This is a genomic window from uncultured Caulobacter sp. (genome assembly GCF_937900395.1).
Classification (GTDB): Bacteria; Pseudomonadota; Alphaproteobacteria; order Caulobacterales; family Caulobacteraceae; genus Caulobacter.
In genome coordinates, this window is record NZ_CALCDX010000146.1 from 1 (window position 1) to 10930 (window position 10930).

The following is a 10930-nucleotide window of genomic DNA, read 5'->3' on the forward strand; positions in this document are numbered from 1 at the left end:
CCGGCGTCTGCACCGCGCCCGGCGTCGACTTCGACCCGGTCGAAGGCCATCGCTTCATCCGCTTCAGCTTCGCGGTGTCGACGGCGGAAGTTGAAGAGGCCGTGCGGCGGATCACGCCTTGGTTCTCCGCTCGAGCCGCCAATCCAGGCCCATCGCCAAGAAGGTGAACGAACCGGACCAACCGATCAGGATCAGACCAGCCAGCGGCTCCAGGCTGGCGATCAGCCGCAGCGCGCCAACGGGATAGATGTCGCCAACGCCCTGGGTGGTGAAGGTCTCGATCGAGAAGAAGAACAGCTGGCTGGCGGTCATCGCCGGCACGCCCACGAACGCGCCCAAATTCAGGACATGATCGCCGACCCAGTAGCCGCCGGCGAACAACCCAGCCTCAAGCACATGGGCGATGATCAGGCCGAAGATGATCAGCAGGATCTTCAGCTGGCGCGATAGCCTAGGCGAGTCCTGACCGACCGACAGCAGCCGCAGCGCCTGGTAGTGGACCATCACCGCGGCGAAGATCAGGCCCAGCGCCAGCGCGAAAGCGTAGAGTTCGACCATCTTCCTCCCCTTGAAGGCCATGGAGCCGAACCGCTTCTGACGGCCTCAATCGGGCTTAATTTTGATCCCGCGCCCACGAAAGCGAGCGCGGAACTTCAGGCTACTTCTTCGCCAGATAATCCAGCGCCATGAAGACCTCGGCCTTCACGCCGGTCTCGAACACGGCCTCGTCGACGTCGAAATACGGCGAGTGATTGGCCGGCGCCGTGGCGGCCGGCACGTCGGCCTTGCGGCCGCCCAGCTGGACGAACACCGCGGGGACCTTCTCGGCGTACATCGAGAAGTCCTCGGCGCCCGTCACCAGGGCGGCGTTGTCGTCGACCTTGGGGGAGGCCTTGAGCAGGGACGCCTTCACCCACTTCGACAGCTCGGGATTGTTGTAGGTCACCGGATAGGGCTGGGTGAAGGCGACCTCGGCCTTGGCGCCATAGCGGTCGCCGATGGCGGTGACACTCTTGGTGATCTTGTCGACCAGCTCGGCCTTCCGCTCGGGCGAGAAGGTCCGCATCGTCCCTTCCATCTTCAGATCCTCGGGGATGATGTTCTGGCGCATGCCCATGTTGATCACGGCCAGGGTCACGACCGACGGCTGGGCGCCGACATCGACCTGACGCGCGGCGATCTGGTTCATGGCTTGGACGATGTCGGCGGCGACGCTGGCCATGTCGACGCCCGCCCAGGGCCTCGCGCCGTGGGTCTGCTTGCCCTTCACCGTAATCGTGATGCGGTCCGAGCCGGCGTAGAAGCCCTGCGGCCGGTAGTTCAGCATGTGAGCGTCACCGGGACCGATGTGGACGCCGAAGATCGCGTCGACCTTGGGATTGTCCAGCGCGCCGTCGCGGATCATCAGCTTGGCGCCGCCCTCTTCGCCCGCCTGCGGCCCCTCCTCGGCCGGCTGGAAGATGAAGACCACCGTGCCCTGGATGTCCTTCTTCATGCCGGCTAGCACCGTGGCGGTTCCCAGCAGCATGGCGACGTGGGTGTCGTGGCCGCAGGCGTGCATGACCGGCACCGTCTTGCCTTCCCACGTGGCGGTGGCCTTGGAGGCGAACGGCAGGCCGGTCTTCTCGGCCACCGGCAAGGCGTCCATGTCGGCGCGCAGGGCCACGACCTTGCCAGGCTTGCCGCCGCGCAGGATCCCGACCACGCCGGTCTTGCCCACGTTCTCGCGGACCTCGAGGCCCAGAGCTTTCAGCTCCTTGGCGATCAGGGCCGAGGTGCGGACTTCCTGATTGCCCAGCTCGGGATGCTCGTGGATGTCCCGCCGCCAAGCCACGACCTTGGGCTGGACCGCCTTGGCCGCCGCGGCGACCTGCGCCGCCGTCGGCGCGGCCATAGCGGGCGCGCCAAAAGCCAGTCCGGCGACCAGCGCCAGGGTCGAAATCCGTCCGATCATCGCAGAGCCCCTCACAAAAGCGTCGCGAGCTTGCGTCGCGTCGCGGCGGAGGGTCAAGCCGAGCGCGACCTTGACGCTACGTCGCCCTATGCAGTTGCGCGGATCGGTCTAACCTTCACCCATGAGCCTGCCGCCGATCGACGCGAAATTCGACACGATCAACGACGGCGCCGTGCGCGAGACCGGCGCGGCGCTGAAGCCCAAGCACGCGGCCACCCTGATCATCGTCCGCAACGACGGCCCCCGGCCGCGCCTGCTGATGGGCCGGCGAAACCACGGCCACGCTTTCATGCCGGACAAGTGGGTGTTCCCCGGCGGCCGGGTCGATCGGACCGACTATGACGCCCCGAGCGCCAGCGAGCTGGCCTCCGAGGTCGCCGTCCGTCTTGAGCAAGACCCCCGCCATCCCAAGCCCGCGCGTCTGGCGCGCGCCCTGGCCCTCGCGGCCGTGCGGGAGACGTTCGAGGAGACCGGGCTCCTGCTGGCGAGCCCAGCTCCCGAGCGCCCCGGCGCCGGCCCCTGGCGGCCCTTCCTGGCCCAGGGCGCCCTGCCCGACCTGGCCCCGCTGAGCTTCGTGGCGCGGGCGATCACCCCGCCCTATCGCCCGCGCCGGTTCGACGCCCGATTCTTCATGGCCCCCGCCGAGGCGCTCCTGTCGCTGGATCGCCGTCCGGACTGCGGCGAGTTGGACGAGATCGCCTGGGTGGACTTCGAGGAGGCCATGGCGCTGGACCTGCCCAACATCACGCGCTTCGTCGTGCATGAGGTCGGGCAAAGGCTCGCCGAGGCTGGACGGCCGGCGCCGTTCATGCGCTTCCTGAACGGCAAGCGTCATCTGACGCATCTGTAGTCATAGCCTTGAGGCCTTGATGCGCGTCGCGGGCATGAGCGTACTCCTTTTCGGGGCCTTGGCGGCCTGGCCGGTCGCGGCCACAACTCCGCCGGCCGAGAGGGTCATCGGCGGCCGCCTCGCCGGCTGTTGGGAGCGGATCGTCCCCAACGGTCGTACTGTCGAACAATGGCTGCCAGAAGAAGGTGGGCTGCTGCTGGGCATGAGCCGCACGGTGCGCGATGGAAAAGTGCGCGAGTACGAGTTCCTGCGCATCGACCGCGACTCGGACGGCAAGCTACGCTATGTCGCCCAGCCTTCCGGCCAGGCCGAAGCCGCCTTCCCCCTCAAAAGCCTGAGCGAGGACACTGTGGTGTTCGAGAACCCGCAGCACGACTTTCCGCAGCGCATCCTCTATCGCTTCGTCGACAAGGACACACTGGTGGGGCGGATCGAAGGCTCGGTCGGCGGACAGGCCCGATCGGCGGACTTTCCTTACAAGCGTTGCGCGCGCGGCAATTGACTTTGAGTCTCCGATGAGTATGTTCCGCGCCTCTTATTTCCAGCGCGCGGGAACCTGCGCGACCACCGCAGGGATTCGACCATGGCCAAACCGGCTTCCATCAAGATCCGCCTGAACTCGACGGCGGACACCGGCTTCTTCTACGTCACCAAGAAGAACGCCCGCACCAAGACCGAGAAGATGGTGCTGAAGAAGTACGATCCGGTCGTCCGCAAGCACGTCGAATTCCGCGAAGGCAAGATCAAGTAAGATCGCTCTTTAGCGCTGAGACACGAAAACGCCCGGCTAGCGATAGCCGGGCGTTTTTTATGGTCGCTTGTCCGAAGCGTTGGCGCTCAGCCCGTCCAGACCCAGCGTAGAAGGGTGAAGCTGCCCCACAGCAGCGTCAGGGCCAGCAGGATCGGACCGACGCAGACGGCGACGAACGCGCCGATCATGGCCAGGTTGGAAAGCCCGCTAGCAGGCTGGTCGAAGGTCGCCCCACCGACCAAGAAAAGAACCGAGCAAATCGCCAGACCGAGAAGCAACCAGCGACCGGTCGGCGCGCGCTTTCTGAAACTGATCTTCGACTTCATCATCCCCGCACTCCCATAGGATGTATCGGGGAGGATGCGCGAGGAAGGTGTGCGAAAAGCTAAGAAAGCACACTAAACAATGCTTAGCATTTCTCGCCAAAGACCAGGGCACGGCAGACGCCATCGATATCGGCCGGCGGCTTGACGCCTGTCGCCGCCGCTACGGTGGGGGCAATATCGACCGTGTCGAGCGGCAACACGCGCTCGTGCGGGGCCGCGCCCTTCCACCAGAACAGGATCGGCACGCGCCGATCATAGTCCCAGGGGCTGCCGTGCGTCGAGACATAGGTGGCGCCCGCCGTGGCCGGCACACGATCGGGTCTGAAGGCGATCAGGATGTCGCCCACCCGCCCCGGATAGGCGCTGCGTCGCACGCGCTCGGCCACGGAAAGCTCCTCTGGCGAAGCGTCGGCCGGCGCGGCCTCCATCGTAAAGATGGCATTGGAATCAAACGCTTGCGCCACGGAAGAATCTCGATTGATCAAGGCCAGGGCGGCGGCGGTGATGCGCGCGCGATCAGCGAGCGAGGGCGTCTTGCGGTCCGGCCCGACGACGTAGATCTGGTCGATGCCGCCATCCGCGATCAGCGGATCCCAGGACAGGCCGAGATCCGAACGCAGCTGGGCGTTCAGCTTGGCGATCCACGGCTTGCCGATCACCCGGTCGAAACCGTAGCCCTCGTCGTGCAGGCGCTCGGCGAAGTCGGCGCCCCCATGGTCGGCGGCGAGAACGACCAGGACCCCGCCCTTCACCTTGTCCAGGCTCTTCAGGAAGACGCCCAGACGCGCGTCCAACCGCGCGATTTGGTCGCACATTTCCGGACCGCGCGTGCCGTAGCGATGGCCGATGAAATCGGTCGCCGATAGGCTGATGGTCAGCAGGTCGACCTGCGAGCCGTCGCCCAAGCCGTAGGTCTCCCGCAGACGTTGAGCCAGCTCCAGGGTCACCTGGTCGGTATACGGACTGGCGTAGAGGTCGCGCTGCTTGTCGGCCTCGCTGGCCGCCGCCGGGATCGGCAAGGCGGCGCGCCACTGGCGGCCGCCGGTCTCGTAGTCGGCCTCCAGCGCCTTGCAGCGCTTGGCCGAGGGCTTGGCGTAATCCCAGGTGAACGGATGCGCCTTCAGGTCCGCCGCCAGCTTGGCGTTGAAGGTCGCGACGGGTTTGAGGCGCTCCTGCGCGCTCTGGCCCGGCGCGACCCAGGTCGTGAAGCCAAAGCCCGGCTGGTACCAGAACTGGCCGTCGGCCTTGTGGCCCGACATGGTGATCGCGCCGCGATCCTTGCCCGAGACGCCGAACACGCGGCTGGTCGGCGACACCGCCTTCAGCCAGTCCCCGTAGGTGGTGGCGACCATGTTGGCGGGCGAGACCGCCCTGCCCTTCGGATCATCGGCCAGGGTCACGGTCGGGTCGGCCAGGCAGTACACCGTCTTGCCCGTGGCGCGGTCGTACCAGTCGTTGGCGCTGATGCCGGTCTTGTTGGGATGCTTGCCCGTCAGCAGGGTCGAATGACCGGGGCAGGTCTCGGTGAAGGCGTGCGACTGGTAGCCGTTGGGATAGACGATCCCCTGGCTCAGCGTCGCCAGGCCGCCGACGAACTCGGGCCGGTGCTGGGCGTAGAGGTTGGCGCTGAACTGGTCGACCGAGATCACGACCACCAGCTTGGGATCCGGCTTGGTCTCGGCGGCGGAGGCGGCGGTCGCGGCGAAACTGGTCGCCAGCACGGCGGCGAGCGCGCCGCGGGTAAGCATCGTCTTCATCCGAGCGATTTCGCCCGAATGGTTGATCCGTGCAAGGACGGAAGGGTTTCAAGGCTGAAATGTCGCTGGCCGCCCCTACCGCGGGCGCCGTAGCCTCAGGTCGCCTTGCCGACGACCGTGTTGCGGCCGCTGGCCTTGGCTTCATAGACGCCCTCGTCGGCGCGCTTGAGCAGGGCTTCGGGGGTGTCCTCGGGACCGCCGGTGGCCGAGACGCCGACCGAGACGGTGACGTTCAGCATCTCCTCGCCATTGGCGACCTTGAACGGCGAGGCCGACACGTGCTTGCGGATCCGCTCGGCGATGCGCATGGCGTCGGCCATCCGCGTCTCGGGCATGATGACCGTGAACTCCTCGCCGCCGTAGCGGCACGGCAGGTCGATGGCCCGCACGTTGGAGGCCAGGCGCAGGGCGAACTCGCGCAACACCTCGTCGCCGATGTCATGGCCGAAGGTGTCGTTGATCTTCTTGAAGTGGTCGATGTCGATCAGCAGGGCCGAGACCTCGTCCCCGCCCATCGCCGCGCGGCGCACCAGGGTCTCCAGTTGGCCGACCATGTAGCGGCGGTTGTGCAGGCCGGTCAGTTGGTCGGTGACCGCCAGCTCCAGCGAATGGTCGAGGTTGTTGCGCAGATAGTCGGTGTAGCGCTTGCGCTGGATCTGGGTCTTGGCGCGGGCGGACAGCTCCTGCGGATCCACCGGACGCGTCAGGATGTCGTTCACCCCGATCTCCAGCGCCTTGACCATGCGGGCGCGATCGTCGGGATCGACCAGGGCCAGCACGGGCAGGTGGCGCGTGCGTTCGTCCGAGCGCAGGGCGGCGGTGAAGCGCAGGCCGTCGAAGCCCTTGGCTGCGGCGTTGACGATGACGAGGTCGACGGGACCGCTGGCGCTGACCTTGGCGGTCTCGGGATCGGTCTCGACCACCGGACGGTGATCGGCGGCCAGTTCGCCCGCCAGGCGCTCGGCCTGGCGTTCGTTGTCGTCGACCACCAGCACCCGGCCGCCCAGGCCGTCCAGGCGAGCGGCGGCGCCGGCGATGACGCCGATGCGGCGCCCCGAGGCCTCGCGCTGGCGCAGCTCGTCGATCACGAGCTTGAAGCGGGTCAAGCTGCGCACGCGGGCGAACAGCATGACGTCGTCGATCGGCTTGGTGAGAAAGTCGGAGGCCCCGGCCTCCAGCCCCTGGATCCGGTCGGCTCGGCCGTCCAGGGCGGTGATCATCACCACCGGGATATGGCGGGTGGCGGGATCTTCCTTGAGCTTGCGGCAGACGGTGAAGCCGTCGAGGCCGGGCATCATCACGTCCAGCAGAATGATGTCGGGCGGATCGCGTCGGGCCATGTCGAGGGCCGTCTGGCCGTCCATGGCGGTGGAAACTTCATAGTACTCGGCCGCCAGCTTGGCTTCTAGCAGGCGGACATTGGCCTCGATGTCATCGACGACGAGGATCCGAGCGCTCATGCAGGCTGCCTTTCGAGGAGGCGCTTGATGGTTTCGAGGAAGTGGACGACCGAGATGGGCTTGGAGATGTAGGCCTCGCAACCGCCCTCGCGGATGCGCTCCTCGTCGCCCTTCATGGCGAAGGCGGTCACGGCGACGACCGGGATATGGGCCAGCTCCTCGTCTTCCTTCAGCCATTTGGTGACCTCCAGGCCCGAGATCTCGGGCAGCTGGATGTCCATCAGGATCAGGTCTGGCTTGTTGTCGCGGGCGATGGACAGCGCCGACAGACCCTCGCGGGTCTGCAGGGTCTCGTAACCCTGGGCCTCGAGCAGATCATGAAAGAGCTTCATGTTCAGCTCGTTATCCTCCACGATGAGGACCTTCTTCGTCATCCTTACCCCGACCGTACGGTCATGTGGCGACGCCTGCGGATTCGCGCCACCTTCCAGAAGTTGTTCGCACAAATATCCTTAAGCGCCCGCTAATCGCTTTTTGAACGACCGCCAAGAGCCCATGGAACCTCGCCTTACCGATCTCCAGACCTGCGCCGTGAGCCCCAACGCCCCCTTGGTGATCGTCGACGTCGACGAAGTCCTGGCCCAGTTCATGCTCGGCTTCGGCGCCTTCATCGCCCGATACGGCTTCGAGCTGCGGGTGGATCGGTTCGCCCTGTTCCAGAACATCTATCGCCCCGGAGAGAGCGAACACCTCGATCTGATCGCGGGCAAGGCCCTGTTCGACGATTTCTTCCGCGACGGGGCCGAGGATCTGCCGCCCGCCATGGGCGCGGCCGACGCCCTGGCCGACCTTTCGACCCGCGCCGAGGTGGTGATCCTGACCAACGCGCCCGAGCATGGCCGCCTGGCGCGCGCCCAGTGGCTGAAGACCCACGGCTTCGACTATCCGCTGATCATCAACACCGGGCCCAAGGGTCCGGCCGCGGCCGAGCTGGCGGCGCGCACCTCGGGCTCCGCCGTCTTCATCGACGATCTTTTGCCGCAGCTGGAATCGGTGGCGGAAAGGGCGCCCACGGTTGGACGCTTCCAGATGGTCAGCGACGAGCGCCTGCGCCCGCTCGCCCCGTCCGCGCCCGACCGCCATGTCCGTATCGACGAATGGCCGCTGCTGAAGAAGGCCATCGAGGAGCGTCTGTTCGCATGATCCGTTTTGGCATCGATTTCGGCGGCACCAAGATTGAAGCCGCCGCCATCGACGAGGCCGGGGCCTTTGTCGCGCGCGTGCGCAAGCCCAACCCCGGCGAATATAATGCCGCTCTGGAGGTCGTCGCCGAGCTGGTGACTGACGCTGAAGCCATGGCCGGCGCGTCCTGCGCCCGCCTGGGCATGGGCATCCCCGGCTCGATCTCGCCCCGCACCGGCCTGATCCGCAACGCCAATAGCGTCTATCTGAACGGCCAGCGTTTCGGCGAGGACCTGGAGCAGCGCCTGGCCCGGCCCGTTCGCCTGACCAACGACGCCAACTGCCTGGCCCTGTCCGAGGCCGCCGACGGCGCGGGGGCCGGCGAGCGCGTGGTCTTCGCCGCGATCCTGGGCACGGGCTGCGGCGGCGGCGTGGTGGTCGACGGCAAGATCATCGACGGCCGCAACGGCGTGGCGGGCGAATGGGGTCACTCCCCCCTGCCATGGCCCAAGCCGGAAGAATATCCCGGGCGGGAGTGCTGGTGCGGCCGCAAGGGGTGCCTGGAGACCTGGATCGCCGGCCCCAGCTTCGCCCGCGACGCCGGCTTCCCAAACGGCCAAGCCACGATGGACGCGATCGCCGCCGGCGACGCCTCGGCCGCCGCCGCGCTAGACCGTTATGTCGATCGGCTGGGCCGCGCCCTGGCCGTGGTCTGCGACCTGATCGACCCCGACGTCATCGTGCTGGGCGGCGGCATGTCGAACGTCGACGTCCTCTATGAGCGCCTGCAGGCCGCCATCGCCCCGCACGTCTTCTCCGACGTTTTCGAGACGCCGGTGCGGAAGGCCATTCACGGCGACAGCTCGGGCGTCCGCGGCGCGGCCTGGCTGTGGCCGCGGGAGGCCTAAGGGAGCCTCCCCGAGCGCAATTCTTCCCCGCCTTCCTCGCCCCTTGTGGCGAGGACCCATGGCGCCGCTGGGCTGTGTCGTTGAAAATGGTCTCGGCAATCCTTGGAGGTCGCTCTCCAGCGCCGAACGCGCTGAACGATGGGCCCTAGGCACAAGGCCTAGGGAGGCGGATCTTAAGTCCAGGAGCGGAATCACCGATGAAATCCCTGTGCCGCGACTGCGGGTGGACGGGCGAGGCCAAGGCCGCGCGCTGCCCGTCCTGCGGCTCGCCGCGCACGGTGTTTCATGAAGAGCTCGGAACGCTCTCGATCGCCCACCTGGACTGCGACGCCTTCTACGCCTCGGTCGAGAAACGGGACGATCCCTCGCTGCGCGACAAGCCGGTGATCGTCGGCGGCGGCAAGCGCGGGGTGGTGACCACCGCCTGCTACATCGCCCGCATGAGCGGCGCGAAGTCGGCCATGCCGATGTTCAAGGCTCTGAAGCTGTGCCCCGACGCCGTCGTCATCAAGCCGAACTTCGCCAAGTATAAGGAAGAGAGCCGACGCATCCACGAGAAGCTCGATCGTCTGACGCCCCTGATCCAGCCGCTGAGCCTGGACGAGGCTTGGATCGACCTGACCGGGACCGAGCGCCTGCACGGCGCGCCCCCCGCGGTGATGCTGGCCAAGCTCCAGGCAGAGATCGAGCGGGACATCGGCCTGACCGTTTCGATCGGCCTCGCGCCCAACAAGTTCCTGGCCAAGATCGCCTCGGAGCTGGACAAGCCGCGCGGCTTCTCGGCGATCGGGGCGGCCGAGGCGCAGAGTTTTCTCGCCAACAAGCCGGTGGGCATCCTGCCCGGCGTTGGCCCGGCCACCGTCTCCGCCCTGGCCGAGATCGGACTGAAGACGGTGGGCGATATCGCCGCCGCCGACCTGAAGCTGCTGGCCAATCGGCTGGGCTCTGGCGGTCTGCGCCTTCACCGTCTGGCCCACGGCCAGGACAGCCGCATCGTCGATCCCGATCAGGCCCGCAAGACGATCAGCGCCGAGACCACCTTCAACGACGACCTGCACAAGCGCGACGACCTTGAGGACGAGCTCTGGCCGCTCTGCGAGAAGGTCGCCAAGCAGGCGCGCAAGGAAGGGGTCGCGGGACGCGTGGCGACGTTGAAGCTGCGCACCCCGGACTTCAAGATCCACACGCGCCGCCGCACCCTGGCCGTACCGACCCAGACCGCCCGCACCCTGTTCCAGGTGGCGCGGGAGCTCTTGGCCGCCGAACCCAAGGGTCTTTCCTATCGCCTGATCGGCGCGGGGCTGACCGAATTCGTAGACTCCGAGACCGCGGGCTCGGACATGTTCGCCGACGAGGAGCGCCGCTCGCTAAAAAGTGAGACCGCCATCGATGCGCTCCGCGGAAAGTTCGGCGCCGCAGCTGTCGTTACGGGCCGGGCGCTCAAGAGCCGCTGAGTCGCGCGTTCGCCCTCTTGCGGTGCGACATCCCGTTCACCATTTGGGCCTCTCAACCACGGAACCGTTCGCGCGCGGTCGTCGCTCTCCCAATCGTGAAGCCGATTTCCGCGGCGCCCCTGTGCTAAAGCGGCGCAGCGGCGCTTCGGCCTCTTCCAAAGCCGCCGCGTTTAAATATCTAATCCATGACAGGCGGGTGATTTGCTCGCCAGGAGAGAACAAGTCGATGGCCGAGCGGAAGCAAGGCGGACAAAGCAACGGCGCTGGGTCGTCGGTCGTCACGGAAGTGAAACCGAAGACGCAGAAGCCTTCGCTGTATCGAGTTCTGATTCTCAACGACGACTACAC

12 protein-coding genes and 3 pseudogenes are annotated in these 10930 nt (G+C 66.8%); 9 read left to right on the plus strand and 6 right to left on the minus strand.

What is annotated here, in order from left to right:
- Nucleotides 1-167, plus strand: a pseudogene (locus Q0379_RS11875) (aminotransferase); the annotation flags it as partial.
- On the opposite strand, the gene Q0379_RS11880 reads toward Q0379_RS11875, so the two are convergent.
- Nucleotides 112-558: an ion channel gene (locus tag Q0379_RS11880; RefSeq protein WP_299008747.1), complete on the minus strand. Its 447-nt coding sequence runs from the start codon at nucleotides 556-558 to the stop codon at nucleotides 112-114. The pseudogene Q0379_RS11875 and the gene Q0379_RS11880 sit on opposite strands and share 56 nt — an antisense overlap.
- A 100-nt stretch (nucleotides 559-658) precedes the next feature.
- Nucleotides 659-1954 (minus strand): amidohydrolase, encoded by a 1296-nt coding sequence (locus Q0379_RS11885; protein ID WP_299008750.1) that lies wholly within the window; start codon nucleotides 1952-1954, stop codon nucleotides 659-661.
- Between the two features lie 121 nt (nucleotides 1955-2075).
- On the opposite strand from Q0379_RS11885, the gene Q0379_RS11890 reads away from it, so the two are divergent.
- From Q0379_RS11890 to rpmG, 3 genes are all read left to right on the plus strand, one after another.
- On the plus strand, nucleotides 2076-2804 hold the full coding sequence (locus Q0379_RS11890) for an NUDIX hydrolase (RefSeq protein ID WP_299008754.1): 729 nt from the start codon (nucleotides 2076-2078) through the stop codon (nucleotides 2802-2804).
- Nucleotides 2805-2838: 34 nt separating this feature from the next.
- Complete coding sequence (locus tag Q0379_RS11895; RefSeq protein WP_299008757.1) at nucleotides 2839-3306, plus strand: DUF6265 family protein; 468 nt, start codon at nucleotides 2839-2841, stop codon at nucleotides 3304-3306.
- An 81-nt stretch (nucleotides 3307-3387) separates the two neighbouring features.
- Nucleotides 3388-3555 carry a 50S ribosomal protein L33 gene (gene rpmG / locus Q0379_RS11900; protein WP_004620056.1) on the plus strand — a complete coding sequence of 56 codons (168 nt, stop codon included), beginning with the start codon at nucleotides 3388-3390 and terminating at the stop codon, nucleotides 3553-3555.
- Nucleotides 3556-3641: 86 nt separating this feature from the next.
- Here the strand turns inward: rpmG and Q0379_RS11905 are convergent, their stop codons facing one another.
- The 4 genes from Q0379_RS11905 to divK form a co-directional block, all read right to left on the minus strand.
- Nucleotides 3642-3884, minus strand: a complete 243-nt coding sequence (locus Q0379_RS11905; RefSeq protein ID WP_066681935.1) for a hypothetical protein — start codon at nucleotides 3882-3884, stop codon at nucleotides 3642-3644.
- 80 nt (nucleotides 3885-3964) lie between these two features.
- On the minus strand, nucleotides 3965-5629 hold the full coding sequence (locus Q0379_RS11910; protein WP_299008787.1) for an alkaline phosphatase family protein: 1665 nt from the start codon (nucleotides 5627-5629) through the stop codon (nucleotides 3965-3967).
- 104 nt (nucleotides 5630-5733) lie between these two features.
- Nucleotides 5734-7098 carry a PleD family two-component system response regulator gene (locus Q0379_RS11915; protein ID WP_299008769.1) on the minus strand — a complete coding sequence of 455 codons (1365 nt, stop codon included), beginning with the start codon at nucleotides 7096-7098 and terminating at the stop codon, nucleotides 5734-5736.
- Entirely contained in the window at nucleotides 7095-7472 is a 378-nt protein-coding gene (divK, locus tag Q0379_RS11920) for a cell-cycle response regulator DivK (protein ID WP_013079896.1), read from the minus strand. The genes Q0379_RS11915 and divK overlap by 4 nt, the downstream gene beginning before the upstream one ends.
- Nucleotides 7473-7593: 121 nt before the next feature.
- On the opposite strand from divK, the gene Q0379_RS11925 reads away from it, so the two are divergent.
- The 5 genes and pseudogenes from Q0379_RS11925 to Q0379_RS11945 form a co-directional block, all read left to right on the plus strand.
- Nucleotides 7594-8241: a hypothetical protein gene (locus Q0379_RS11925; protein WP_299008776.1), complete on the plus strand. Its 648-nt coding sequence runs from the start codon at nucleotides 7594-7596 to the stop codon at nucleotides 8239-8241.
- On the plus strand, nucleotides 8238-9128 hold the full coding sequence (locus Q0379_RS11930; protein ID WP_299008781.1) for an ROK family protein: 891 nt from the start codon (nucleotides 8238-8240) through the stop codon (nucleotides 9126-9128). Before Q0379_RS11925 ends, Q0379_RS11930 begins: the two co-directional genes overlap by 4 nt.
- 197 nt (nucleotides 9129-9325) lie before the next feature.
- Nucleotides 9326-10582, plus strand: coding sequence for a DNA polymerase IV (locus tag Q0379_RS11935; RefSeq protein WP_299008784.1), 1257 nt, complete (start codon nucleotides 9326-9328; stop codon nucleotides 10580-10582).
- A gap of 22 nt (nucleotides 10583-10604) precedes the next feature.
- Nucleotides 10605-10766 (plus strand): annotated as a pseudogene (locus tag Q0379_RS11940) (hypothetical protein); the annotation flags it as partial.
- Between the two features lie 42 nt (nucleotides 10767-10808).
- Nucleotides 10809-10930, plus strand: a pseudogene (locus tag Q0379_RS11945) (ATP-dependent Clp protease adaptor ClpS); the annotation flags it as partial.

Bases quoted from the DNA above. Each gene is read 5' to 3' on its own strand.
- Q0379_RS11880 (WP_299008747.1), bottom strand. From the start codon at position 558: ATGGTCGAACTCTACGCTTTCGCGCTGGCGCTGGGCCTGATCTTCGCC.
- Q0379_RS11885 (WP_299008750.1), bottom strand. From the start codon at position 1,954: ATGATCGGACGGATTTCGACCCTGGCGCTGGTCGCCGGACTGGCTTTT.
- Q0379_RS11890 (WP_299008754.1), top strand. From the start codon at position 2,076: ATGAGCCTGCCGCCGATCGACGCGAAATTCGACACGATCAACGACGGC.
- Q0379_RS11895 (WP_299008757.1), top strand. From the start codon at position 2,839: ATGAGCGTACTCCTTTTCGGGGCCTTGGCGGCCTGGCCGGTCGCGGCC.
- rpmG (WP_004620056.1), top strand. From the start codon at position 3,388: ATGGCCAAACCGGCTTCCATCAAGATCCGCCTGAACTCGACGGCGGAC.
- Q0379_RS11905 (WP_066681935.1), bottom strand. From the start codon at position 3,884: ATGATGAAGTCGAAGATCAGTTTCAGAAAGCGCGCGCCGACCGGTCGC.
- Q0379_RS11910 (WP_299008787.1), bottom strand. From the start codon at position 5,629: ATGCTTACCCGCGGCGCGCTCGCCGCCGTGCTGGCGACCAGTTTCGCC.
- Q0379_RS11915 (WP_299008769.1), bottom strand. From the start codon at position 7,098: ATGAGCGCTCGGATCCTCGTCGTCGATGACATCGAGGCCAATGTCCGC.
- divK (WP_013079896.1), bottom strand. From the start codon at position 7,472: ATGACGAAGAAGGTCCTCATCGTGGAGGATAACGAGCTGAACATGAAG.
- Q0379_RS11925 (WP_299008776.1), top strand. From the start codon at position 7,594: ATGGAACCTCGCCTTACCGATCTCCAGACCTGCGCCGTGAGCCCCAAC.
- Q0379_RS11930 (WP_299008781.1), top strand. From the start codon at position 8,238: ATGATCCGTTTTGGCATCGATTTCGGCGGCACCAAGATTGAAGCCGCC.
- Q0379_RS11935 (WP_299008784.1), top strand. From the start codon at position 9,326: ATGAAATCCCTGTGCCGCGACTGCGGGTGGACGGGCGAGGCCAAGGCC.